Raw genomic sequence first — 23602 nt, 5'->3', positions numbered from 1 at the left:
CCTCCTTACTTAAAGTAGTCCATCTTCTTCTCACACCAGCCCAGCAGCAGGGTGAGGATACCGCTGATGGCCAGGTAGAACACGGCAGTGTAGAAGAGCGGCCAGATCATGCCCTTTTTGATGTAGGACTCACCCATCCAGATGATCTCGTACACCGAGATGACCCGCACCAGGGCGGTGTCCTTCACCAGGGTGATGAACTCGTTGCCCAGCGGCGGCACGATGCGCTTGATGACCTGAAGCAGGGTGACCTTGAAGAAGATCTGGGACCGGGTCATGCCCAGCACCAGACCGGCCTCCCGCTGGCCCACGGGCACCCCCTGGATACCGCCCCGAAAGATCTCGGAGAAGTAGCAGGCATAGTTGATAACGAAGGTCACCACCGCCGCGGTGAACCGGGGCAGCAGAGGCAGGCCGAACATCAGGCCGGGGCCGTAGAACACAATCATGATCTGGAGCATCAGCGGAGTGCCCCGGACGATCCAGACGATGGTCTTGACCACCGCGCGCAGGGGGGCGCACCGGCTCATGGAGCCGAAGGAGATAATGAGGCCCAGGGGCAGAGCAAAGAGCAGCGTAAGGGCAAAGAGCTCCAGGGTGACCACAAGCCCCTCCAGCAGAGTGAGGGATACAGACAGCAGCATAGGCTTTTCCTCTCTAGTTAGGGAGAGGCAGAGAGCCATACAACTCTCTGCCTCTTTCCCGCAGAATATGTTTTGTCCCTTCGTTACTTCTCGATGACAGACTCCTGCACACCGTAGGTAGTGGCGGTCTCCATGACGGTGCCGTCGGCGTAGGCGGAGGCCCAGAACTCGTTGAAGGCGTCCACCAGGTCAGAGCCCTTGCGGAAGGCCACGCCGTACTCCTCATCGTTGAGCTGCACGGTGTAGGTGAGATCGGGATAGCTGGTACCCTCGCCGATCATGGCGCCCGCCATCAGCAGGTCGATGACGCAGGCGTCGGAGGCGCCGGAGGCCACCTCCAGCAGGGCGTCGGCCTGGGTGGACTTGGCCACGTAGCTGAGGCCCAGCGCATCCAGCTGCTCGGCGCCGGCGGAGCCGTTCTCCACGGCGAAGTTGAGCCCGCTCAGGCTCTCCACGGTCTGGTAGTCCTCCGCCTTATCCACGGGGACCACCACCACCTGGCCGTTGCGGCAATAGGGCTCGGAGACGGAGGCACCGGCCTCCACCTCATCGTTGATGGTCATGCCGTTCCAGATGGCGTCGATGCCCTTGGTGTCCAGCTCCATGAGCTTGTTGTCCCAGTTGATCTCCAGGAACTCCACATCCACGCCCAGACTCTCGGCAAAGGCCTTGGCCATGTCGGCGTCGAAGCCGATCCACTCGCCGTTCTCGTCCTTGTAATCCATGGGGGCAAAGTCGGTCATGCCCACCACCAGGGTCCCCTTATCCTGGACGTAGGCCAGATCGCTCTCGGCGCCGGTCTCGGCGGGGGCGGTCTCAGCAGGGGTGGTGGTTTCGGGGGCATCGCTCTCGGGCGCGGGAGTGGCGGAGCTGCCGCCGGAGCAGGCGGCCAGGGAGAAGCACAGAGACAGGGCCAGCAGAGAGGCGGCCAGACGGTTCTTTCTCATGGTTTCAGATCCTCCGTTTATAATTGTGTTGTGACACCGGGCGTCCCCGGTTGCTTTAACATATTACCACGATAAATCGCCAATGTAAAGAGGAAAGTGGGCCTTCTGACGCTACGGTTGGGTTGCCTAGTTTTACCCCCCGTTCTTTGTGCGAAATGACAAAGATCACCGTGCTCACCTTAAGAAGTTACTAAAATTGTGGTAGGACCAATGCTTTTTCGATTGACAATCCGGTCGCCCCGGTATATGATGATTTACGGGAAAAATGGCTTTGGACAGGTGCGCCCATACATGGGCGCGGGCTTGAAAAACGCCATGGGACGGGCCTTGTGCCGGTCTCAAAAAACGTAATAGGAGGAAACAGAAATGAACATGCTTGTTTGCGTCAAGCAGGTGCCGGATACGACCGAAATTAAGATCGATCCGGTAAAGAACACCTTGATCCGCGAAGGCGTGCCCAGCATCGTCAATCCCTTTGACGGCTATGCTCTGGAGGCTGCTGCCCGGATCAAGGACAAGGACCCCAGCGCCAAGATCGTGGTGCTCTCCATGGGCCCCGAGCAGGCGAAGGCCGCTCTGAAGGAGTGCCTGGCCATCGCCGCCGATAAGGCTTACCTGGTGTCCGGCCGCGCTTTCGGCGGTTCCGACACCCTGGCCACCAGCTACATCATCTCCGAGGCCATCAAGAAGGTGGAGGAGATCGAGGGCAAGTTCGACGTGATCTTCTGCGGCAAGCAGGCTATCGACGGCGACACCGCCCAGGTCGGTCCCGAGATCGCTGAGCACCTGAACTATCCCCAGGTGACCTACGGCCTGGAGGCCGAGGTGGACGGCGACACCATCAAGGTGAAGAAGGAAGTCGAGGAGGGCGTTGAGGTCATCGCTGCCAAGATGCCCGCCGTGGTCACCTTCACCAAGCCCGCTTGGGATCCCCGTTATCCCACCATCAAGCGGAAGATGGCTGCCAACCGCGCCGAGATCCCCGTTCTGGGCGAGGACGCCTTCCCCGACATCGACACCACCCGCATCGGCCTGAAGGGCTCCCCCACCCACGTGAAGAAGACCTTCGTGCCCCAGAAGAAGAGCGGCGGCGTGAAGATCAAGGAAGAGACCGCTGAGGATTCCGCGAAGAAGCTGTTCCAGCTGCTGAGCGACGCCAGCATTATCTAAGGGAGGGGGAGATTACAATGGAAGCTAAGACCAAGGATCTTTGGGTATTTGTAGAGACCAATGAGGACGGCACCGCCAAGAACGTTGGCATTGAGCTGCTGACTCCTGGTAAGATGATGGCCGGCAAGCAGGGCGGCGCCCTGGTGGCCGTGGTCATCGGCAACAACGTGGACGAGGCTGTGAAGGCCGCTTCCGAGCACGGCGCCGACAAGGTGATCGTGGTGGATGGCCCCGAGTACGCCCACTACACCACCGACGCCTATGCCATCGCCCTGTGCGCTCTGGTGGAGAAGTATGGCCCCACCAGCATGCTCATCGGCGCCACCAACAACGGCCGTGACCTGGGTCCCCGCGTGTCCTGCCGTCTGCACACCGGCCTGACCGCCGACTGCACCGCTCTGGACATCGACGAGGAGAGCGGCAACGTGGCCTGGACCCGTCCCGCTTTCGGCGGCAACCTGATGGCCACCATCCTCTGCCCCGATCACCGTCCCCAGATCGGCACCGTCCGTCCCGGCGTGTTCAAGAAGAGCGACGCCGGCGAGGCCAAGGCCGAAGTCATCAAGGAAGACATCCACGTGGATGCCAAGGATATCCGCACCCAGGTGCTGGAGCTCATCAAGGAGGCCGACGGCGAGAACGTGGACCTGGAGGGCGCCGACATCATCGTGTCCGGCGGCCGTGGCGTGGGCGGCCCCGAGGGCTTCGAGCCCGTGAAGGCCCTGGCTGACGCTCTGGGCGGCGTTGTGGGCGCTTCCCGTGCCGCTGTTGACGCCGGCTGGATTGCTCACGCTCACCAGGTGGGCCAGACCGGCAAGACCGTCGGCCCCAAGCTGTACATCGCCTGCGGCATCTCCGGCGCCATTCAGCACGTGGCCGGCATGAGCGGCTCCGACTGCATTGTCGCCATCAACAAGGACCCCGAGGCCCCCATCTTTGACATCGCCGACTACGGCGTGGTGGGCAACCTCTTTGAGGTCCTCCCCGTTCTCACTGAGGAGATCAAGAAGGCTCGGGCCTGATCAGCCCTAGTCCGTGTTGGGATATTTTACTCATAAAGTAAAGGAAGGGATTTGTCATGAATTTCCATTTTACCCCCGATGAGCAGGACGTTCTGGACATGCTGCACGACTTCTGCGAGAAGGAAGTCGCCCCCATCGCTGCTGAAATCGACGAGAATGAGCGTTTCCCCGAGGAGACCTGGCACAAGCTGGCTGACATGGGCATGATGGGTGTTGCCTATCCCGAGGAGTACGGCGGCGCCGGCCTGAGCTATGTCAACTACATCGGCGTGTGCGAGGAGCTGGCCAAGCACTGCGCCACCACCTCCGTCATGGTCTCCGCTCACAGCTCTCTGTGCTGCTGGCCCATCAGCGAGTACGGCACCGAGGAGCAGAAGCAGAAGTACCTGACCAAGCTGGCCTCCGGCGAGTGGCTGGGCGCCTTCGGTCTGACCGAGCCCGGCGCCGGCACCGACTCCGCCATGCAGAAGACCGTCGCTGAGGACAAGGGCGATCACTGGGTGCTCAACGGCTCCAAGATCTTCATCACCAACGCCGGCTTCGCTCATGTGTTCGTGGTCTTCGCCATGACCGATAAGAGCTTGGGCAACAAGGGCATCTCCGCCTTCATCGTGGAGAAGGACTTCCCCGGCTTCAAGGTCGGCGCTCACGAGAAGAAGATGGGTATCCGCGGCTCTTCCACCTGCGAGCTGGTCTTTGAGGACTGCATCGTGCCCAAGGAGAACCTGCTGGGCGAGCTGAACAAGGGCTTCAAGATCGCCATGACCACTCTGGACGGCGGTCGTATCGGCATCGGCGCTCAGGCTCTGGGTATCGCTCAGGCTGCCATCGACGACACCGTGAAGTACACCAAGGAGCGCGTGCAGTTCGGCAAGCGCATCAGCCAGTTCCAGAACACTCAGTTCCAGCTGGCCGACATGCAGGCCAAGGTGGACGCCGCCCGTCTGCTGATCTACCGCGCCGCTCAGGCCAAGCAGGATCACGAGCCCTACAGCCACCTGGCCGCTATGGGCAAGCTGTACGCCTCTGAGGCCGCTTCCGACGTGACCCGTCGCTGCCTGCAGCTCATCGGTGGCTACGGCTACACCCGTGAGTATCCCTTCGAGCGCTACATGCGCGATGCCAAGATCACCGAGATCTACGAGGGCACTTCCGAGGTCCAGCGGATGGTCATCTCCGGCTGGATGGGCGTGAAGTAAGAAAATTCCCACCAACACAAAAAGCGGGTCCGTACCACTGGTACGGACCCGCTTTTTATACGCGGCTGTTTTTAGCTCTGCGCCGCCCCTCTATGGGAGGGCTTTACTTCATGCCGTTCTCGTAGGCCTCGATCATCTTCTTGACCATCTGGCCACCGACGGAACCGGCCTCACGGCTGGTGAGATCACCGTTGTAGCCCTGCTTCAGGTTGACACCCACCTGCTGGGCAGCCTCCATCTTGAACTTGTTCATGGCCTCACGGGCGCTGGGGACCACAGGCTGATTGCTGTTGTTGCTGGACATAAGATTGCATCTCCTTCACTGTTTTTTGTTGGATTGGGAATCCAGACATAGCATTACCCCAGCGCTCAGTTCTATGTGAGCCAGATTTTGTGCAAATCACCAGTTTCCGCCCACATTTAAAAAACAGGGCCCGCGTCACAGATACTCTTTGCGTAAAGAGTACAGTGACGCGGGCCCTGTTATGCGTTTTATGTTCAGATCTGCTGGTCCAGCTTACTGATCTGCTGTAGACAACTGAGTAGGGTACTCCGCTGCTCAGATGTGAACCCGCTCAGGATTTCGGCATTGAGCTCATCGATGAGTCGGAGCACATCGTCCTTCAGGGCACTTCCCTCCTCCGTGGGCACCACGCGAACGCTGCGGCGGTCGTTGGGGTCCACCACACGATCAATCAGCCCCCGCTTCTGCATGCGGTCGAGCACGCCGGATATGGTTGAATTTTCGAGTCTTAAGATCTGGGCAATCTCCTTGGGCGTACAGGAGCCATTTTGCCATAGACAACTGAGCACGCCATATTGGCCCGGCGTAATGTTGAATTGCGTCAGTCCGGCGGAAAAGGTCTGGAATACCTCATGCTGCGCCGTGGTCAGAAGGTAGTTGATACAACTTCGCAGTTCCATTTCGTGAATCACCTTTGTTTAATTTTCTTTTTTTAATCACGCGGTATCTCCCGTAACAGGAAGGCTCCTGCATCTGTCAGAGCCTTTCTTTTCTCCCGGACCCACCGCTAAAATACACTTAGATATTAAAGTATTATATCACATCAAGATATAAAATGCCAGTATCTTTTCATTTTCTCCCGAAAATAGGTACATTTTGCAGATTCCTTTTGTTTTATTCTGAATCTTTCTCTTTTCCTTTTCTTTTATGCACAATTTTCATTTCGCCGAAATATACTTACTCAAAATATTTTGTTGACAGAACTACATAGGAGTGCTATACTGTCTGCGATAGGCAAGTTCCACAAATAATAGAACTGGCAAGGGCAGATTATCAACATTTTTTGAAAGGAAGGTACCTATCATGATCGACTTTACCCTCGACTCTGTGCACCAGGAACTCCAGGACATGTACCGCAAGTTTGCCGAAGAGCGCGTCAAGCCTCTCGCCCACGAGATGGACGAGAAGGAGGAGTATGACCGCGGCCTGCTGAAGGAGATGCAGGATTGCGGCTTCTTCGGCATCCCCTTCTCCGAGGAGTATGGCGGCGCCGGCGGCGACGTGCTCTCCTATGTGCTGTGCATGGAGGAGATGTCCAAGGTCGATGCCAGCACCGGCATCACCCTTTCCGTACATACCTCGCTGTGCGCCTCCACCATCGAGGAGTTCGGCACCGAGGAGCAGAAGCAGAAGTGGCTGCGCCCCCTGGCCGACGGCTCCAAGATCGGCTGCTTCGGTCTGACCGAGCCCGGCGCTGGTTCTGATGTGGCCGGTGCCCGCACCGTGGCCGTGAAGGACGGCGATGAGTACGTCATCAACGGCGAGAAGATCTTCACCACCAACTCCGGCTTTGCCGATACCTTCCTTGTCTTCGCTCTGACCGACAAGTCTGTGCCTGCTCACAAGGGCATGTCCGCCTTCCTTGTGGACCGGAACACCCCCGGCATCACCGTCACCCCCGACATCCCCCGTATGGGTATCCGTGCCGCCTCCAACGCCGCCGTGGTGTATGAGGACGTCCGCGTGCCCGCTGAGAACCTGCTGGGCGGCGTGGAAGGCAAGGGCTTCAAGATGGCTATGAAGGCTCTGGACGGCGGCCGTATCGGCATCGCTGCTCAGTCCGTGGGTATTGCCCAGGGCGCCATCAACGAGGCCATCAAGTACGACAAGGAGCGCGTCCAGTTCGGCAAGACCATCGCCTCCTTCCAGAACACCCAGTTCAAGCTGGCTGAGATGCAGACCAAGGTGGACGCCGCCCGTCTGATGACCTGGCGCGCCGCCGTGGCCAAGGACAAGGGCGAGGCCTACAACGTTTACGCCGCCATGGCCAAGCTGATGGCTTCCGACGTGGCCAACGAGGTCACCCGCGGCTGCGTGCAGCTGCTGGGCGGCTACGGCTATGCCCGTGAGTACACCGTGGAGCGCTTCATGCGCGATGCCAAGATCACCGAGATCTACGAGGGCACCAGCGAGGTCATGAAGATGGTCATCTCCGGTTCCATGAACCTGAAGTAAGCACTTCTTCCTACTCTGCCGGCAAATTCCGGCTCAGTTTGTCGCCTTCAGCAGGCATATGAACTGCTGTTCGCTCCCTCCTTTTGGCTGCCGCAATGTGCCCGGGCAGATCCCACCGAGGTAACGCTATCTCGCTGCCCGGCACAGAGGCGCCAACCTCTGGTCCAGCATTTCCCACACGCCGTTTTACGGCATGCTTCGGACCGGAAAAAACAAACAGCCGTTCCGCTCATGCTGAAGAGCGGGACGGCTGTTTGTTTTTTGCTTTTACTGCAGCACTCTTTGGATGGTGATCCCAAAGCGCCGCATCTTTTTGTAGAGCAGGCTCCGCTCCACACCCAACTCCTGGGCCGCCGCCCGGACGTTCTGTCCGTTCCGGCGCAGGGCCTGGCGAATGATCTCCGCCTCATAGGCATCCACCATGTCGGCCAGGCAGCTGTTTCCGGCCGACTGCGCCGCAGGCGCCCGAGAGGCCACCTTCGGGGGCAGATCCCCCACATCGATGAGGACCTTGTCACAGGAGGCGTAGGCACCGGCGATCACGTTCTGGAGTTCCCGGACATTTCCCGGCCACGGATAGGCCCGCAGGCAGCTTTTCACCCGGTCAGAGAGGAGAATGTGGGTCTTGTACCGCCGGTTGAGCTCATTTAGATAGCAGCCTGCATGGAGGAGCACGTCTCCCGGCCGGTCCCGCAGGGGGATGGTCTCGATGTTGATGACCGCCAGCCGGTAATAGAGGTCCTCCCGGAATCGGCCCTGTGCCATCATCTGCTGCAGATCCTGCCGGGTGGCGGCCACAATCCGCACATCCACCGGGATGGGATTTTCACCGCCGACCCGCTCCACCTTCTGGTCCTGGAGGACCCGCAGCAGCTTGACCTGGAGGGGGAAGGGCATATCTCCGATCTCGTCCAGGAAAAGGGTGCCGCCGTTGGCCAGCTGAAATTTTCCCGGCTTGCCCCCCTTCCGGGCCCCTGTGAAGGCCCCCTCCTCATAGCCGAAGAGCTCGGACTCCAGCAGGTTGTCGGGGATGGCCCCGCAGTTGACGGCCACGAAGGGGCCATTCCGGCGGTCGCTCTCCAGGTGGATGGCCTTGGCCACCACCTCCTTGCCGGTGCCCGTCTCCCCGGTAATGAGGACGGGAAAGTCTGTCTTGGCCGCCTGGGTCCCCGCCCGTTTGAGCTCCAGCAGCTTGGGATCCTTTCCAATGAGGTCGGAAAACCCGCTGGCGCTGGAGAGGCTTTCCTGGTAGGCCTCTTTGTAGTAGCGCAGCTCGGCTTCGGTGATCTCCCGCGCGGTATCCACGGCCCGCTGGCGGAATTTCATATGGGCCGCCGCGCCAATCAGCTCCCCTGTCTCATCAAAGACACAAAACCGGTTGGCCACGGCGTACACCTCCGCCTCATCCCGGGTCTCCCCCTGTCCATAGGGCTGGATGTATACGCCGCTGCCTCCGTCACCCCGATGCCGCCGGGCCAGGACGTCGTACATAGAGGTGGTGGTGATGACCGAGCCAATGGGCCGCCCCACTACATCCTCCCTGCGTTTGGCCAAGAAATCGCAATAATTCTGGTTGATGTCGGTGATGACACCGTCCCGGTCCACCACGATGAAGCCATCCTCCGTCTTATCCAGAAATTCCTCAAAGATCAGGCGGTATCTGTGATCCTCTGTCATGACGCTTCCTCCCGGTCCCGTATTCTACTCCGGTTATAGCACAGCCCGGAGCTGGTTGCAAGAAAATTTGTGGAAATTTTGACGCATAATCGCAAAATAGATACAATCATTTTTCTGTGCAGGTGTATAGTGCCCCTTTCAATCTTCCCGGTACTGCCCTGTTTTTCCCCTTATACCGGGTTTTGGGAAACTTTTGCTCTTTCTCTTTCATCGCCACAAACTTGGCACGATTCTGGCATATAGTTCGTATGAAACAATATTGGCGGGACGTATCTCCCGCCGGCTGAAAAACAAGGAGGTCATTACTATGCGCTTAACGGACGATCAACGTACCATCCAGCAACTGGCCCGGGACTTTGCCGAGAGCGAGCTGGCGCCCATCGCGGCCCAGATCGACCAGGAGGAACGGATTCCCAAGGAGATCATCGCCAAGATGGCGGAGATCGGCTTCACCGCTCTGAACGTGCCCGAGGCCTATGGCGGCCCCGAGCTGGACACCGTGTGCAAGGTGCTGGTGGTCTCCGAGCTGGCCAAGCAGTGTGCCAGCACCGCCGAGGTCATCGCGGTGCACACCCTGGTCAACGACATCTTCCTCAAGCACGGCACCGAGGCCCAGAAGGAGAAGTATCTGACCGCCGCCGTGGAGGGAAAGATCGGCGCCTTCGCTCTCACCGAGGCGGGTGCCGGCTCCGACGCCGCCTCCGCCAAGACCAAGGCCGTGGTGGACGGGGACGACTACGTCATCAACGGCAGCAAGTGCTTTATCTCCAACATGGGCCCCACCGAGGGCGACTACGTGGTGGTCATCGCCCTCACCGACCCCGAGAAGGGCACCAAGGGCATGTCCGCCATCGTGGTGGACCGGGGTACCCCCGGCTTCACCGTGGGCAAGCGGGAGGAAAAGCTGGGCATCCGGGGCGCCGACATCTCCGAGCTCATCTTTGAGGACTGCCGTGTACCCCGCAGCAACCTGATCGGCCAGGAGGGCGAGGGCTTCAAGATCGCCATGGCGGCGCTGGACGGCGGCCGCATCGGTATGGCGGCCCAGGGCCTGGGCATCGCCGACGCCGCCATCGAGGCCTCCATCAAGTACATGAAGGAGCGGGTGCAGTTCGGCAAGCCCATCGCCAAGCTCCAGGGCCTCCAGTGGTACCTGGCCGATATGGCCACCCGTACCGAGGCCGCCCGGGCGCTGGTGTATGAGGCCGCCTGCGCCGCCGACAGCGGTGAGCCTCTCTCCAAGCTGGCCGCCATGTGCAAGTACTACGCCTCCGAAAATGCGGTGTGGGTGACCAACAAGGCCCTCCAGATCCACGGTGGCTACGGCTACATGCGGGACTACCCCATCGAGCGCATGTACCGCGACGCCCGCATCGTGCCCATCTACGAGGGCACCTCCGAGATCCAGAAGGTGGTCATTGCCAGAGAGCTGCTCAAATAACATTTGGGAGACAGAAAGGAAAGGGTGCGTATTATGGAAAAAATCGATCTCAACCAGCTGATCGGCATGAAGATGGAGCCCCGCTACGTAGAGTACAACTGGCGGGATGTGGCCCTCTACAACCTGGCTGTGGGCGCCCACAAGGAGGATCTGGCCTATTACTACGAAAAGTATCTCAAAGCCATCCCCACCTACGGCGCGGTCCCCTACTGGGCCACCGTCAACGTCCGCCCCTATCAGTGGATGCCGCTGCCCGCCTCCATGCTGGCGGACGAGCTCATCAAGCCCACCATCGCATTCCTGAACATGGACCACGAGATCATCTGGCATCGGCCCATCGACGCCATCAAGGGCACCTTCCAGTGGCAGGACCAGATCGTGGACGTGTACGACCGCGGCGAGGGCAAGGGCGCCGTGGTCAAGACCAAGATCGATGTCCGGGACGAGGCCGGCAACCTGGTCTGCACCAACTACTCCACCACCTTCTTCCACGAGGCGGGCGGCTTCGGCGGCAAGCCCATGCCCAAGAGCCCCGTGGTCATCCCTGAGCGGGAGCCCGATTTTGCCGTGGACGACTATGTGACTCCGGTACAGAACCTCCTTTATCGCCTCACCGGCGACACCAACCTCATCCACGTGGACCCGGAGTACGCCAAGAACATGAAGTTCGACCAGCCCATCGTCCAGGGTCTGTGCTCCTTTGGCTTCGCCTGCCGCATGATGATCGACAAGCTGATCCCCGGCCAGCCGGAGCGCGCCAAACGCATGGCCGCCCAGATGAGCAGCCCCCTCCTCCCCGACACACCGGTCCAGACCCAGATTTGGAAAATTGACGAAGGTACTGCCTATTTCCGTTTCATTGACAAGAACACCGGCAAGGCTGTCCTCAACCGCGGCGTTTTTGAGTGGGCTTGATCCAAATTCTGTCGAAAAAATTGGTGTGGCCTTTTCCATTGCCATTTTACGTTAAATAGTATTGTAAACGAATTATTTTTTCACAAAACTAATTGAATTGGAAAGAAATATTGGATAAAATCAAATCCGCTTCAAAAAAGATTTACGTGCAATAGTGCCAAAACATTATTGACTTTGGCCAAAAGATGCTATATCCTGGAGGCGGAAACTGGTTTTGGAGTTATCCAAACCATCAAAAGGCAGTATCCGAAGGTCAAATTTGTGGGAGGTAATTTGTTATGAACAACCTGCTTCTGGAAGTGGAAAACGGGATTGCCCTGCTGACCATCAACCGTCCCAAGGCCCTCAACGCTCTGAACAGTGAGACCCTGGCCGAGCTGAACACCTGCCTGGCCGAGCTGGAGAATAACGACGATGTCAAGGTGGTCATCCTCACCGGTTCCGGCGAGAAGTCCTTCGTGGCCGGCGCCGACATCTCTGAGATGGTCAACGCCACTCCCGCCGAGGGCCGCAAGATGGGCCTGCTGGCCCGTGAGGCTTTTGGTCGTCTGGAGAACATGCCTCAGGTCACCATCGCCGCTGTGAACGGCTTCGCTCTGGGCGGCGGCTGCGAGATCTCCATGGCCTGCGACATCCGCGTGGCCTCTGACAACGCCAAGTTCGGCCAGCCCGAGTGCGGCCTGGGCATCCTGCCCGGCTTCGGCGGCACCCAGCGTCTGCCCCGTCTGGTGGGCAAGGGCCGTGCCAAGGAGCTCATCTTCACCTGCGACATGATCAGCGCCGACGAGGCCTTCCGTATGGGTCTGGCCAACCACGTGGTGCCCCAGGCCGAGCTCATCGACTACTGCAAGGCTATGGCCGGCCGCATCATGAAGAACGGTCCTCTGGCCGTGGCTCTGGCCAAGCAGGCCATCAACACCGGTTCCGACACCGATTTGGACAGCGGCCTGAAGCTGGAGGCCAACCTGTTCGGCCTGAGCTTCTCCACCGCCGACAAGATGGAAGGCATGACCGCTTTCCTGGAGAAGCGCAAGGAGAAGCACTTCATCGGCAAGTAAGCTGATACATCCGGCGTACCGGTCCTGTGCAAGCGTCAGGACGCTGGTACAAGAATCCCTGTGACCGCGCCCGGCCCGGAGCCTCCCGCCGAGAGGATACATCCGGGACCGGCCCTCCCCTTTTGGGGATGGCGGCCCGGTGTTCCTCAACCAGGAGCTCCGGGCCGGGCTTTTTCACCGTACAGACGCGGCGGTAAGTTGTTGGTTCCGCCGCCGTCTACACTATGGGAAGGGAAGGATCACTCATGTCCAAGAAACCTATCATCTCCGCCGCGGAGGCCGCCGCGCTCGTCAAGGATGGCGACATCATCACCACCAGCGGCTTTGTGGCCAGCGCCATGCCGGAGGCCCTGAACCGCGCTCTGGAGGCCCGCTTCCTGGAGACCGGTTCTCCCAAGAACCTGACCCTCTTCTATGCCGCCGCCCAGGGCAACCGTGACGGCAGCGGCGCCGACCATTTCGCCCACGAGGGAATGCTCAAGCGCGTCATCGGCGGCCACTACAACATGGTCCCCGAGCTGGGCAAGCTTATCAATGCCAACAAGCTGGAGGCCTACAACCTGCCCCAGGGCACCCTGTCCCAGCTCTACCGTGACATCGCCGGCCACAAGCCCGGCCACATCACCCACGTTGGCCTGAACACCTTCGCCGATCCCCGGATCGAGGGCGGCAAGCTCAACTCCGTCACCACCGAGGACATCGTGGAAGTGGTGAACATTCTGGGCGAGGAGAAGCTCCTCTATAAGGCTCTGAAGTTTGATGTCGGCTTCATCCGCGGCTCCTACGCCGACGAGAACGGCAACGTGACTCTGGAGCACGAGTGCTGCACCCTGGAGGCCACCTCCATCGCTCAGGCCGTGAAGAACTCCGGCGGCAAGCTGGTGGTCCAGGTGGAGAAGGTGGTCCAGAACGGCTGCCTCGACCCCAAGCTGGTGAAGATCCCCGGCATCTACGTGGATGCTCTGGTCATCTGCGAGAACAAGGAAGACCACGCCCAGTGCCAGGGCTGCGAGTACGACGGCTCCATGACTGGTGACTTCCGTGTGCCTCTGGGCAGCCTGGAGTATCCTCCCATGAGCGCCAAGAAGATCATCGGCCGCCGTGCCGCTATGGAGCTGGAGCCCGACAAGGTGGTCAACCTGGGCATCGGCATCCCCGAGTACATCTCCATGGTGGCCAACGAGGAGGGCATCGGCGACTACATGACCCTCACCGTGGAGGCCGGCCCCGTGGGCGGCGTGCCTCAGGGCGGCCCCAAGTTCGGCGGCTCCGTCAACGTGGAGTCCATTCTGGACCAGCCCTATCAGTTCGACTTCTATGACGGCGGCGGCGTGGACCTGGCCTTCCTGGGTCTGGCTCAGGCCGACAAGGAGGGCAACATCAACGTCTCCAAGTTTGGTCCCCGGATCGCCGGCTGCGGTGGCTTCGTGAACATCACCCAGAACGCCAAGAAGGTCTTCTTCTGCGGCACCTTCACCGCCGGCGGCATCAAGACCCATGTGGAGGACGGCAAGCTGGTCATCGACCAGGAGGGCCGCGAGCAGAAGATGATCGATACCGTGGAGCAGATCACCTTCTCCGGCGCCTATGCCAACAAGACCGGCCAGCCTGTCAAGTACATCACCGAGCGCGCCGTCTTCGAGCTGCGTCCCGACGGCGTCTATCTCACCGAGGTGGCCCCCGGCATCGACGTGCAGACTCAGGTCATCGACCTCATGGGCTTCACCCCCAAGATGGAAGAGGGCGGCCCCAAGCTCATGGACGAGCGCATTTTCCACGACGGCCTCATGGGCCTGAAGTGATCCCGGCATGAGGGGCTCCGGCCTCCGGAGCCCCCCTTCCCTTCGGGAAAAGACCGCTTCCCGAGCCCGTTCCTATTGTTGAGACTGAGATAGAAAGGGGACTTTCCTTTGAACTGGGGAATCCTAATCCTATTCATCGCCATCATCCTGTTCGGTGTGCTGGCCTTCCGTGGTATTTCCGCACTGATCCTGGCTCCTCTGGTCACCTGCTTCGTGCTGATCTTTGCCCCCATCTTTGCAGGACAGGATATCGCCATCCTGAATGGCCTGAAGACGCAGTTCATGCCTGCCGCAGCCAAATACGTCTCCAGTTACTTCCTGGTGTTCTTCGTGGGCGCCATCTTCGGCGCCGTCTATCAGTTTACCGGCGCTGCCAAGTCCATTGCCAAGTGGCTGGCCGGCATGTGTCAGGGTAAATTTGTAGCCCCCATCATCATGTGCATCACCGGCCTGCTGACCTACGGCGGCATCTCCGGCTTCGTGGTCTTCTTCGTCATCTACCCCATCGCTCTCCAGATGTTCCGCTCTGCCAACCTGACCCGCCGTCTGATCCCCGCCGCCATCTCCGCCGGCTGCTGGACCTGGTCTATGTATGGCCCCGGCTCTCCTTCCATCCAGAACGTTATCCCCATTGATATCCTGGGCACCACTCCCACCGCCGCTTTCGTGCCCTCTCTGATCGCCACCGTGGCCTCCTTCGTGATGATCTTTGTGTGGCTGGAGTACCGTGCCCGTTCCTTCTCCAAGCGGGGCTTCTACTTCCATGATGACCGCATGCGGACCCAGCTCTCCCCTGAGGAGCTGCAGGAGGACGATCCCAACGAGGTCCTGCCCAACCCCATCGTGGCTCTGATCCCCATCATCGTCATTCTGGTCCTCTTCAACGCGCCCATCTTCAACGGCGCCGGTCTCCCTGTTGAGACCTCCGTGTTTGCCGGCGTGGTCCTGGCCGTCATCCTCTTCTTCCCCCGCATCGAGGGCGGTATCAATGGCTGGGTCAAGATCTTCAACAAGGGCGCTGCTGACTCCGGCGTGTCCATCCTGAACACCGCCATCGTCGTCGGCTTCGGCGGCGTGGTCCAGAACACCCAGGGCTTCACCGATCTGGTGGCCAGCCTCCAGAAGCTAGAGATGAACCCCCTGATCTTCGTCATGATCACCGTGGCCGTGTGCGCCGGTGCCTGTGGCTCCGCCTCCGGCGGTATGGGCGTGGCCTTCAACGCCCTGAAGGACGTCTACGCCGCTCTGGGCGCCAACTTCGAGTACGTCCACCGTATCGGCGCCATCGCTGCCGGCACCCTGGACACCCTGCCTCACCAGGGCGCTCAGATCACCCTGCTGGGCATCTGCAAGTGCACCCACAAGGAAGCCTACTTCGATATCGCCATCACCCAGATCGCCATCCCCTTCATCACCTGCTTCTTCTTCATCGCTCTGGCTTCCATGGGTCTGTAACAGCTTTTATGCCAAAAAACAGGAGACGACGTACGTCGTCTCCTGTTTTTTTACACAAATTTTTGCTTTTAAAAATGTGGATATCTCCAGCTTGACAGCACCGCCGCGCAGTGGTACATTGTAATTACAATAGTTCTGTATCAAAACTATTTTTATTTAGAACTATACCATCCCTGCTTCAAGTGTCACACCATTTTTCCCACCACACACGTACCCATCAACTGCGATCAAATGAAAGGATGTGTCGACCATGAACTTTACCCTCACACAAGACCAGCAGCAGATCCAGCAGCTTGCCCGAGAGTTTGCGGAAAAGGATCTTCTCCCCGGTGTTCTGGAGCGGGACGAGAGCAGCGAGTTCCCCCTGGAGGCGTTCCGGAAATTCGGTAAGACCGGCATTTATGGTCTCCCCTATCCCACCGAGGTGGGTGGCCTGGGAGGCAGCTACCTGAGCTATATCCTGGCTGTGGAGGAGATCTCCAAGGTGGACGCCTCCTTCGGCATCGCCTTCTCCGTGGACACCTCCCTCTACGGCGGCAGCATCATGAACTCCTCCGCCCCTGAGGAGATCAAGAAGAAGTTCCTGGCCCCCATCACCTACGGTGAGAAGATCGGCTCCTTCGGCCTCACCGAGCACACCGCCGGTTCCGACGCCGCCGGTCAGCGCACCGTGGCCACTAAGGACGGCGACAGCTACATCATCAACGGCTCCAAGTGCTTCAACACCAACGGCCCTCTGGCCGACTACACCGTCATCTACTGCCTCACCGATCCCGCTCTGGGCACCAAGGGCATGGCGGCCTTCGTGGTGGAGAAGGGCACCCCCGGCTTCACCGTGGGCAAGGTGGAGAATAAGATGGGCATCCGTTCCGCCCACGTTTCCGACATGCACCTGGACAACGTCCGCGTCCCCGCCGAGAACATGATCGCCCAGCCCGGCGAGGGCTTCAAGCTGGCCATGAAGACTCTGGACGGCGGCCGCATCGGCGTGGCTGCCCAGGGCCTGGGCATTGCCAAGGGCGCCTTCGAGATTGCCCAGAAGTACATGATGGAGCGTGAGCAGTTCGGCAAGCCCATCTGCAAGCAGCAGTATCTGGCCTTCAAGATGGCCGAACTCCAGACCAAGATCCAGGCCGCTGAGCTGCTGCTCTACAAAGCCGCCATCTGCAAGGAGGAGGGCCAGCCCTACACCGTGCCCGCCGCCATGGCCAAGATGACCTGCACCAACGTGGCCATGGAGGTTACCACCGAGGCAGTCCAGCTCCTGGGCGGCAACGGCTACATGAAGGACTATCACGTTGAGCGCATGATGCGCGATGCCAAGATTACCCAGATCTACGAGGGCACCAATGAGATCCAGAAGCTGGTCATCAGCGGCCAGATTTTCCGCTAATCGCTTTTTCCCTTCGTTTCCTTCCATCCTTTACCCAACACACTTTTACCCCAACGCAATGGCCGGACGATCCTGATCAAATTGTCCGGCCATATTTTATGCGCCGCCCAAAGTGGGCGGCGCACCCGCGCCTTTGCACACATTGCACGATTATGTGGTCAAAAACAGGGCGAATCTTGGTTTGACAAATTGGTCCTACCGTTTTAAAATCTTGTGCAAGATTCGGAATCCGGAGATGAGGTCTCATGAAGATCATTATACAAATTGCCATCATTTTTTCCATATGCTGGGTCAGCCAGATGATTGAGGCCCTGCTTCCCATCGCCTTCCCCGCCAGCGTCATTGCCATGGTCCTGCTGCTGCTCCTGCTGCTGTCCGGAGTTCTGCGTGTGGACCACATCCGAGAAAAATCCGACTTTCTGCTCTCTAATATGGCCTTCTTTTTCATCCCCGCCGGGGTGAGCGTCATCAACTATTTTGACGTGCTGGCCAGCGCCCTGCTGCCGCTTCTGGTAATCTGCGTGGTGAGCACCGTTCTCACCTTTGCGGTCACCGCCTATGCCGTCCGCCTCACCCGCCTTCTCATGGATCGGAGGAAAGCCTGATGTCTGAACTGTTTTCCTCTCCCTTTTTCGGCATCTCCCTGAGCATTGTGGCCTTTCTCATCGGGGTCCGGATTCGCAGGCGGACCGGCCTGGAACTGTGCAATCCGCTGCTCATTGCCATCGTACTGGTGTCCGCCGTGCTGCTGGTCTGCCGGATTCCCTATGAGGCCTATGACCAGGGCGGCGCCGTCATCAACATGTTCCTGGCCCCCGCCACCGCCTGCCTGGCGGTGTCCATCTACACCCGCATCCAGCTGCTCAGGGAGAACTGGCTTCCCATTCTGGTGGGCTGTACCGTGGGCTCTCTCACCTCCATGGGCAGTATCTACGGCCTGTGCCGACTGTTCCGGCTGGACCAGACCATCATGGTCTCCCTGCTACCCAAGTCGGTGACCACCCCCATCGCCATCGGCGTGTCCCAGAGTCTGGGCGGTATCCAGGCCATCACCGTGGTGGCGGTCATCATCACCGGCATCCTGGGCAGCATTCTGGCCCCTCTGCTGGTCAAGGTCTTCCGGGTCAGCGACCCGGTGGCCGCCGGCCTGGCCATCGGCGCCTGTTCCCACGCCGTGGGCACCTCCAAGGCCCTGGAGCTAGGCGAGACTGAAGGCGCCATGAGCGGCCTGGCCATCGGCGTGTGCGGCATCCTCACCGTGCTCTTCTCTCTGCTCATCGCCCCGTAACATGTAAAGACCGCCCCGGCTGCAACAGCCGGGGCGGTCTTTGTATGTTACCGCATGGTCAGCCACATGATCCAGATAAGCGCCAGTACAAAGAGGGTCATAGCGGGATTCACCAAAAAGTGTCCCCAGGTCTCACCGTCGCCCCAGCTGGTCCCATCGGCAAAGTCGATCAGCTCGGCCCGGCAGCGGAAGAAGGTCCAGTAGAGGGCCCACAGCATGGACACCAGAACCAGCATGGCCAGAACCAGGTTGCCTGTCTCCCCCATAAGCCCACCCAGAGGCAGGAGCCCGGCGGAGACGAAGTTCACCCCGGCGTGGAGGAGCATACACCCCTTGATGTTTCCGGTGTAGAGGACGATGCCCCCCAGCACCAGGCCCACGGCGAAGGCGTAGATCATCTGATAGAGATTCCCGTGGACCAGGGCGAAGAGGAGGGCGGAGGCGCACAGGGCGAAGCCGTCTCCCCAGGGCCGCAGCCGCCGGAGAATCATCCACCGAAAGCACAGCTCCTCACACACCGGTGCCAGCAGGCAGCTGTAAATGAGATTGAAGGCCACGGGGAGGTCCCCCATGGCGTCCAGGGGGTTGGAGATGGGCTCCCCCCGCAGGGCAGCCAGCGCATCCATCAGGGAGAGGGTGACGATGTTGGCGAGGTAGAGCCAACCGGTGGCCAGCAGCCACATCCCCGCCCAGTTCTCGCCGTTCAGCCGCTGCCGTTCCGGGTCCGGACACTCCAGTGGGGCGGTCCGCAGCACCAGCATGGCCGCCGGGAAGCCGATGAGGTAGGTGGCGGCGGCAGAGATGAGGTAGGGCACCAGCGCATCCTCCAGCAGGGCCGGCGCCTGTGACAGGAGCAGATACTGCAATAGGAGCTGGACCCCCACCGGCAGAAGGATCATGGCCAGCATGGCCACGCCCACCCGGGAAAAGGTACGGCGGTACCGCCGGGCCTCCTCCCCCGCAAAAAATTCCCAGAGCTCCTCCATATAGGCGCTCCTCCTTTTTCAACAGCATAGGTAAAAAGCGGGCCCCCGCCCAACCCCCGGCCCGCCGCATATGGGTTATTTTATCACTTAATGGCCTTGGTGTCCACTTCCTCATGGAGCAGCTTGGCAAAGTCGGCGCAGGACATGGCGCCCAGGTCCTCGCCGGTGCGGTGACGGGGAGAGACGGTGCCGTTCTCCATATCCCGGTCGCCCACCACCAGCATATAGGGGACCTTCTCCATGGTGGCCTCGCGGATCTTCTTGCCGATCTTCTCGCTGCGGTGGTCCACCTCCACCCGGAAGCCCTGGGCGTCCAGGTCCTTGGCCACCTGGTCGGCGTACTCGGAGGCACGGTCGGTGACGGGCAGCACCTTCACCTGGACGGGGGAGAGCCAGGCGGGGAAGGCACCGGCAAAGTGCTCAGTGATGACGCCAATGAAGCGCTCGATGGAGCCCAGCACCACGCGGTGGATCATAACGGGGCGGTGCTTTTGGCCGTCCTCGCCGATATACTCCAGCTCGAAGCGCTCAGGCAGCTGGGAGTCCAGCTGGATGGTGCCGCACTGCCAGGTCCGGCCCAGGGAGTCGGCCAGATGGAAGTCCAGCTTGGGGCCGTAGAAGGCGCCGTCGCCCTCGTTGATGACGAACTCCTTACCCATAGCGGTAATGGCGTTTTTCAGGATGTCCTGGTTGCGCTCCCACTCCTCCACGGTGCCGATGTGGTCCTCGGGCATGGTGGAGAGCTCGATGGTGTAGGAGAGGCCGAAGGTGGAGTAGACCTCGTCGAAGAGGCGGACGGTCTCCTGGATGACTTCCTGCATCTGGTCGCGGGTCATGAACACGTGGGCGTCGTCCTGGCTGAAGCAGCGCACCCGGAACAGGCCGTGGAGGGCGCCAGAGAGCTCGTGGCGGTGGACCAGGCCGATCTCGCCCACCCGGAGGGGCAGCTCCTTGTAGGAGTGGGGCTCGCTGGCGTAGACCAGCATGCCGCCGGGGCAGTTCATGGGCTTGATGGCAAAGTCCACATCGTCGATGACGGTGGTGTACATATTGTTCTTATAGTGGTCCCAGTGGCCGGAGCGCTCCCACAGCTGGCGGTTGAGCATCATGGGGGTGGAGATCTCCACATAGCCGTAGCGCTTGTGGACCTGCCGCCAGTAGTCCAGCAGGGTGTTCTTGAGGACCATGCCCTTGGGCAGGAAGAAGGGGAAGCCGGGGCCCTCATCCCGGAGCATGAAGAGGCCCAGCTCCTTGCCCAGCTTGCGGTGATCCCGCTTCTTGGCCTCCTCGATCCGGGCCAGGTACTCGTCCAGCTCGTCCTTCTTGGGGAAGGCGATGCCGTAGATACGCTGGAGGGTCTCCCGGTTGGAGTCGCCCCGCCAGTAGGCGGCGTTGCAGGCGGTGAGCTTGATGGCGTTGCCCTTCACCCGGCCGGTAGAATCCAGGTGGGGACCGGCGCACAGGTCGGTGAACTCGCCCTGCTTGTAGAAGGAGATGTGGGCATCCTCGGGGAGGTCGTTGATGAGCTCCACCTTGAAGGGCTCGCCCTTCTCCTCCATGAACTTGAGGGCCTCGGCCCGGGGCAGCTCGAACCGCTCCAGCTTCAGCTTCTCCTTGCAGATCTTCTTCATCTCGGCCTCGATCTGCTCCAGGTGCTCGGGGGTGAAGGCAAAGGGGGCGTCCATATCGTAGTACCAGCCCTCGTCGATAGAGGGGCCGATGGCCAGCTTCACCTCGGGCCACAGCCGCTTGACGGCCTGGGCCATGATGTGGGAGCAGGTGTGCCAGTAGGTCTGGCGGTATTCGGGGTTCTCAAAGCTAAACTCTTTGTTTTCTTCTGCCATGATAATTCCTCCTAGTATTCTGGGGCAGGCAATAAAAAAGCCCCACCCCTGATGATGATTCAGGGGTGAGACGAAAGTCCCACGGTTCCACCCTGCTTGCAAGAAGCGCGGAGCGCCCGGGAGCAGGACAACAGTGAGCCGCGCAGACCGAAAAACAGGGCGGGCAAAGCCCGACAGTATTTTCGGCGAAGCAGGGAACAGTTGGCCGTCGCGGAGGGCGCGCAGCGTGACACCGAAGCGCGGAGCGCCCGGCAGCGCAGCGTAACATCTTGCCGCTTGTGTCCCACTGTAACGGGCGGGTCCCGTCCCGGTCCTTTCCCGGGCGGCTCAGGAGTGGTACCGCCGCCGCGCACACAGGGCACTTTCACCATCTGTGTCCCTCTCTGGGTGCCGCCTTTGCGGGTTCTTCTCCGTCGATGCCATTTTAACGGGGTTACTATATCACCAAAAGCGGGCCCTGTCAAGGGGATGCGGCGGCTCCTCCCGGGAGATATATTCCTCCTCACAGGCCCGCTGCGCCTGGATTAAAACCATATGGGCCTTGTCGTATTCTCCCTCCTCCAGCGCAGCGACGCAGTCGGTGCAGGCATTGAACAGCATATGATACAGTTTTTGATACAGGTCCTCCATGTTTCACACCCCTTATTCGCATTATAAGCTATAATTCGATTATAAATTTGAATTAGTAGTGTGTCAAGATGGATTTCAATTATATAATTGGTTATACTTCTTTTATTTCTTGCCTATGATTCCCCTTGTAAAGGTGGGGGAATTATGCAACTAGATTATTCTGAAATTGGACGAAGAATTGCCAAAAGGCGAAAACATCTGAAGTTAAAACAGGCCGAGGTGGAGGAAAGGGCCGATATTGGGTATAAATATCTCTCCAATATCGAGCGTGGCCTCTCCATCCCCTCCACCGAGGTCATCATGCGTCTGGCGCTGGCGCTGGACACCACGCCGGACGAGTTCCTGGTGGGCACGGCCCGGGACACCGGGGAGCGGTGGCGGGAGGTGGCCGAGCTGCTGCGGGACATGGACGACAAGCACCTGGAGCTGGCCGGGAGCCTCCTCACCTGGCTCAAGCAGCAGCCCCTTTGACCTTCCCTATGGAGCAAAAAAGACGTGGAGCCTTGCGGCTCCACGTCTTTTTGCTTTTTGAAAGGGGCAGCACTCAGGCGGCGTCAGCCTGGGCAGCAGCCATCAGGTTCTCGGTGAAGAAGTCGGTGATGCTCCCCTCCACCATGGCGGTGACGTCGGGCTGGTCGGAGTAGAAGCCGTAGCCGTGGTCAGCCTCGGGGACAATGAGCTCCTCGGCGGCAGGATAGGAGGAGACCGTCAGCTTGTTGGTGGCGTCGGTCACCACGTCGTCCTTGTCGCCGTGGATCACCAGCATAGGGCCGGTGTAGTTGTCGATGTTGGCCAGGGGGTCCACCTTCATGTCGGTGAACCACTGAGCGGAGAGGGAGAGCTCCTGGCCATACTGAGTGGTGTAGTCATAGGAGCCCTTCTCCTCGGCCACAGCGATGGCGTCCTCCACGGTCATACCCTCGGGGAGAATGTTGGCGATGGCCTCATCGCCGGGGGTGGACAGGCCGGAGAGGATCAGAGTGGCCTTGTAGGGGTTGTCCTCGGCGGTGATGATCTCCAGGGCCACGCGGCCGCCCATGGAGTAGCCCAGGATGCCCAGCTTGTCGGCGTCCACGGGGTAGTTGGGCACCAGGTAGTCCTTGGCGGCGTTGGAGTCGGCGATCATGTTGGAGAGGGTATTCTCAGTGAAGGGCTCGGTGGAATCGCCGCAGCCGGGGAAATCCATGCGGATGCTGGCGATGCCGGCCTCAGCCAGGGCCTTGGCGATGCCGCCGAAGCCGGCGCCCTCGTCCTTGTTGCCGCCATGGCCGTGGTTGAGCACCACGGCGGGGAAGGGTCCCTCGCCCACAGGCAGGGTGACCACGGCGGGGATGGTCCGGCCGTTGGCCTCGATGCTCACGGTCTCAGCGGTGTAGGTGGCCTCAGCGTCGGTCTCGGTCTCCTCGGCGGGGGTCAGCTTGGAGAAGTTGAGGAGGATGGTGGCCAGCTCGGTGCGGACAGCGGTGCCGTTGGGGTCCAGCAGGTTGCCGGGCTTTCCGCCCAGGATGCCGGAGCCCACGGCGGTGGCCATGCCCTCAGAGGCCCAGTCAGCCACGGAGGCGGCGTCGGCGTAGGTGCTCAGGTCGCCGGCGGTGGTGGCCAGACCCTTCACCTCGGCATAGCGGGCGAAGATGGTGGCCAGCTCAGCGCGG

General features: G+C 60.3%; 22 protein-coding genes. 13 read left to right on the top strand and 9 right to left on the bottom strand.

From position 1 onward, the window contains the following. Positions 1–5: 5 nt before the first annotated feature. Together ACTNBK_RS12235 and ACTNBK_RS12230 are read right to left on the bottom strand one after the other, a co-directional pair. Positions 6–644: an amino acid ABC transporter permease gene (locus ACTNBK_RS12235; RefSeq protein ID WP_441146455.1), complete on the bottom strand. Its 639-nt coding sequence runs from the start codon at positions 642–644 to the stop codon at positions 6–8. Positions 645–727: 83 nt separating this feature from the next. Further along, complete coding sequence (locus ACTNBK_RS12230) at positions 728–1591, bottom strand: transporter substrate-binding domain-containing protein (RefSeq protein ID WP_441146453.1); 864 nt, start codon at positions 1589–1591, stop codon at positions 728–730. A 366-nt stretch (positions 1592–1957) separates the two neighbouring features. On the opposite strand from ACTNBK_RS12230, the gene ACTNBK_RS12225 reads away from it, so the two are divergent. Genes ACTNBK_RS12225 through ACTNBK_RS12215 form a run of 3 tightly spaced genes read left to right on the top strand, consistent with a single transcriptional unit; the run spans position 1958 to position 4982 of the window. Next, a complete protein-coding gene (locus tag ACTNBK_RS12225; RefSeq protein ID WP_294515717.1) occupies positions 1958–2761 on the top strand; it encodes an electron transfer flavoprotein subunit beta/FixA family protein in 804 nt (267 codons plus the stop codon). Between the two features lie 17 nt (positions 2762–2778). Next, the gene (locus tag ACTNBK_RS12220) at positions 2779–3783 is read left to right on the top strand and encodes an electron transfer flavoprotein subunit alpha/FixB family protein (protein WP_294515718.1); all 1005 of its coding nucleotides are present in this window, start codon (positions 2779–2781) and stop codon (positions 3781–3783) included. A gap of 56 nt (positions 3784–3839) precedes the next feature. Continuing rightward, positions 3840–4982 carry an acyl-CoA dehydrogenase gene (locus tag ACTNBK_RS12215; RefSeq protein WP_441146450.1) on the top strand — a complete coding sequence of 381 codons (1143 nt, stop codon included), beginning with the start codon at positions 3840–3842 and terminating at the stop codon, positions 4980–4982. Between the two features lie 103 nt (positions 4983–5085). Here the strand turns inward: ACTNBK_RS12215 and ACTNBK_RS12210 are convergent, their stop codons facing one another. Together ACTNBK_RS12210 and ACTNBK_RS12205 are read right to left on the bottom strand one after the other, a co-directional pair. After that, positions 5086–5286, bottom strand: a complete 201-nt coding sequence (locus ACTNBK_RS12210; protein ID WP_130851003.1) for an alpha/beta-type small acid-soluble spore protein — start codon at positions 5284–5286, stop codon at positions 5086–5088. Positions 5287–5480: 194 nt separating this feature from the next. Continuing rightward, the gene (locus tag ACTNBK_RS12205) at positions 5481–5906 is read right to left on the bottom strand and encodes a MarR family winged helix-turn-helix transcriptional regulator (RefSeq protein ID WP_441146447.1); all 426 of its coding nucleotides are present in this window, start codon (positions 5904–5906) and stop codon (positions 5481–5483) included. A gap of 406 nt (positions 5907–6312) precedes the next feature. Between ACTNBK_RS12205 and ACTNBK_RS12200 the strand changes: the two genes are divergently transcribed. Then, positions 6313–7461 carry an acyl-CoA dehydrogenase family protein gene (locus tag ACTNBK_RS12200; RefSeq protein WP_441146484.1) on the top strand — a complete coding sequence of 383 codons (1149 nt, stop codon included), beginning with the start codon at positions 6313–6315 and terminating at the stop codon, positions 7459–7461. Positions 7462–7728: 267 nt separating this feature from the next. On the opposite strand, the gene ACTNBK_RS12195 is transcribed toward ACTNBK_RS12200, so the two are convergent. After that, on the bottom strand, positions 7729–9138 hold the full coding sequence (locus ACTNBK_RS12195) for a sigma-54 interaction domain-containing protein (RefSeq protein ID WP_441146445.1): 1410 nt from the start codon (positions 9136–9138) through the stop codon (positions 7729–7731). A gap of 301 nt (positions 9139–9439) precedes the next feature. Here ACTNBK_RS12195 and ACTNBK_RS12190 point away from each other — a divergent pair, with 301 nt between their 5' ends. The 8 genes from ACTNBK_RS12190 (at position 9440) to ACTNBK_RS12155 (ending at position 18490) form a co-directional block, all read left to right on the top strand. After that, positions 9440–10579, top strand: coding sequence for an acyl-CoA dehydrogenase family protein (locus tag ACTNBK_RS12190; RefSeq protein WP_441146482.1), 1140 nt, complete (start codon positions 9440–9442; stop codon positions 10577–10579). Positions 10580–10612: 33 nt separating this feature from the next. Then, positions 10613–11494, top strand: a complete 882-nt coding sequence (locus tag ACTNBK_RS12185; RefSeq protein ID WP_294515418.1) for a MaoC/PaaZ C-terminal domain-containing protein — start codon at positions 10613–10615, stop codon at positions 11492–11494. 278 nt (positions 11495–11772) lie between these two features. Then, positions 11773–12552, top strand: coding sequence for an enoyl-CoA hydratase-related protein (locus ACTNBK_RS12180; RefSeq protein ID WP_294515420.1), 780 nt, complete (start codon positions 11773–11775; stop codon positions 12550–12552). Positions 12553–12797: 245 nt separating this feature from the next. Further along, a complete protein-coding gene (locus tag ACTNBK_RS12175) occupies positions 12798–14354 on the top strand; it encodes an acyl CoA:acetate/3-ketoacid CoA transferase (protein WP_294515422.1) in 1557 nt (518 codons plus the stop codon). 108 nt (positions 14355–14462) lie between these two features. Beyond that, on the top strand, positions 14463–15809 hold the full coding sequence (locus ACTNBK_RS12170; RefSeq protein WP_441146442.1) for a GntP family permease: 1347 nt from the start codon (positions 14463–14465) through the stop codon (positions 15807–15809). 250 nt (positions 15810–16059) lie between these two features. Then, positions 16060–17202 carry an acyl-CoA dehydrogenase family protein gene (locus ACTNBK_RS12165; protein WP_441146440.1) on the top strand — a complete coding sequence of 381 codons (1143 nt, stop codon included), beginning with the start codon at positions 16060–16062 and terminating at the stop codon, positions 17200–17202. A gap of 245 nt (positions 17203–17447) precedes the next feature. Next, complete coding sequence (locus ACTNBK_RS12160) at positions 17448–17807, top strand: CidA/LrgA family protein (RefSeq protein WP_441146438.1); 360 nt, start codon at positions 17448–17450, stop codon at positions 17805–17807. Continuing rightward, positions 17807–18490, top strand: coding sequence for an LrgB family protein (locus ACTNBK_RS12155; RefSeq protein WP_441146436.1), 684 nt, complete (start codon positions 17807–17809; stop codon positions 18488–18490). Before ACTNBK_RS12160 ends, ACTNBK_RS12155 begins: the two co-directional genes overlap by 1 nt. Positions 18491–18537: 47 nt before the next feature. On the opposite strand, the gene ACTNBK_RS12150 is transcribed toward ACTNBK_RS12155, so the two are convergent. The 3 genes from ACTNBK_RS12150 to ACTNBK_RS12140 form a co-directional block, all read right to left on the bottom strand. After that, positions 18538–19476 (bottom strand): lysostaphin resistance A-like protein, encoded by a 939-nt coding sequence (locus ACTNBK_RS12150; RefSeq protein WP_441146434.1) that lies wholly within the window; start codon positions 19474–19476, stop codon positions 18538–18540. Between the two features lie 83 nt (positions 19477–19559). Further along, entirely contained in the window at positions 19560–21320 is a 1761-nt protein-coding gene (gene thrS, locus ACTNBK_RS12145) for a threonine--tRNA ligase (RefSeq protein ID WP_441146432.1), read from the bottom strand. 441 nt (positions 21321–21761) lie between these two features. Beyond that, positions 21762–21950, bottom strand: a complete 189-nt coding sequence (locus tag ACTNBK_RS12140) for a hypothetical protein (RefSeq protein ID WP_441146430.1) — start codon at positions 21948–21950, stop codon at positions 21762–21764. Positions 21951–22094: 144 nt separating this feature from the next. Between ACTNBK_RS12140 and ACTNBK_RS12135 the strand changes: the two genes are divergently transcribed. Then, complete coding sequence (locus tag ACTNBK_RS12135; protein WP_441146428.1) at positions 22095–22421, top strand: helix-turn-helix domain-containing protein; 327 nt, start codon at positions 22095–22097, stop codon at positions 22419–22421. Positions 22422–22494: 73 nt separating this feature from the next. On the opposite strand, the gene ACTNBK_RS12130 is transcribed toward ACTNBK_RS12135, so the two are convergent. Continuing rightward, a partial coding sequence (locus tag ACTNBK_RS12130) for an alpha/beta hydrolase family protein (protein WP_441146426.1) occupies positions 22495–23602 on the bottom strand: 1108 nt, incomplete at its 5' end.

This window comes from Intestinimonas sp. HCP28S3_D6 (assembly GCF_052065695.1).
GTDB lineage: Bacteria > Bacillota > Clostridia > Oscillospirales > Oscillospiraceae > Intestinimonas.
The sequence above is the reverse complement of the archived record's forward strand: the minus strand, read 5'-3'. Positions and strand labels throughout refer to the sequence as shown.

Excerpts from the sequence above, each read along its gene's own strand:
- ACTNBK_RS12235 (WP_441146455.1), bottom strand. The coding sequence starts at position 644 with ATGCTGCTGTCTGTATCCCTCACTCTGCTGGAGGGGCTTGTGGTCACC.
- ACTNBK_RS12230 (WP_441146453.1), bottom strand. The coding sequence starts at position 1,591 with ATGAGAAAGAACCGTCTGGCCGCCTCTCTGCTGGCCCTGTCTCTGTGC.
- ACTNBK_RS12225 (WP_294515717.1), top strand. The coding sequence starts at position 1,958 with ATGAACATGCTTGTTTGCGTCAAGCAGGTGCCGGATACGACCGAAATT.
- ACTNBK_RS12220 (WP_294515718.1), top strand. The coding sequence starts at position 2,779 with ATGGAAGCTAAGACCAAGGATCTTTGGGTATTTGTAGAGACCAATGAG.
- ACTNBK_RS12215 (WP_441146450.1), top strand. The coding sequence starts at position 3,840 with ATGAATTTCCATTTTACCCCCGATGAGCAGGACGTTCTGGACATGCTG.
- ACTNBK_RS12210 (WP_130851003.1), bottom strand. The coding sequence starts at position 5,286 with ATGTCCAGCAACAACAGCAATCAGCCTGTGGTCCCCAGCGCCCGTGAG.
- ACTNBK_RS12205 (WP_441146447.1), bottom strand. The coding sequence starts at position 5,906 with ATGGAACTGCGAAGTTGTATCAACTACCTTCTGACCACGGCGCAGCAT.
- ACTNBK_RS12195 (WP_441146445.1), bottom strand. The coding sequence starts at position 9,138 with ATGACAGAGGATCACAGATACCGCCTGATCTTTGAGGAATTTCTGGAT.
- ACTNBK_RS12185 (WP_294515418.1), top strand. The coding sequence starts at position 10,613 with ATGGAAAAAATCGATCTCAACCAGCTGATCGGCATGAAGATGGAGCCC.
- ACTNBK_RS12180 (WP_294515420.1), top strand. The coding sequence starts at position 11,773 with ATGAACAACCTGCTTCTGGAAGTGGAAAACGGGATTGCCCTGCTGACC.
- ACTNBK_RS12175 (WP_294515422.1), top strand. The coding sequence starts at position 12,798 with ATGTCCAAGAAACCTATCATCTCCGCCGCGGAGGCCGCCGCGCTCGTC.
- ACTNBK_RS12165 (WP_441146440.1), top strand. The coding sequence starts at position 16,060 with ATGAACTTTACCCTCACACAAGACCAGCAGCAGATCCAGCAGCTTGCC.
- ACTNBK_RS12160 (WP_441146438.1), top strand. The coding sequence starts at position 17,448 with ATGAAGATCATTATACAAATTGCCATCATTTTTTCCATATGCTGGGTC.
- ACTNBK_RS12155 (WP_441146436.1), top strand. The coding sequence starts at position 17,807 with ATGTCTGAACTGTTTTCCTCTCCCTTTTTCGGCATCTCCCTGAGCATT.
- ACTNBK_RS12150 (WP_441146434.1), bottom strand. The coding sequence starts at position 19,476 with ATGGAGGAGCTCTGGGAATTTTTTGCGGGGGAGGAGGCCCGGCGGTAC.
- thrS (WP_441146432.1), bottom strand. The coding sequence starts at position 21,320 with ATGGCAGAAGAAAACAAAGAGTTTAGCTTTGAGAACCCCGAATACCGC.
- ACTNBK_RS12140 (WP_441146430.1), bottom strand. The coding sequence starts at position 21,950 with ATGGAGGACCTGTATCAAAAACTGTATCATATGCTGTTCAATGCCTGC.
- ACTNBK_RS12135 (WP_441146428.1), top strand. The coding sequence starts at position 22,095 with ATGCAACTAGATTATTCTGAAATTGGACGAAGAATTGCCAAAAGGCGA.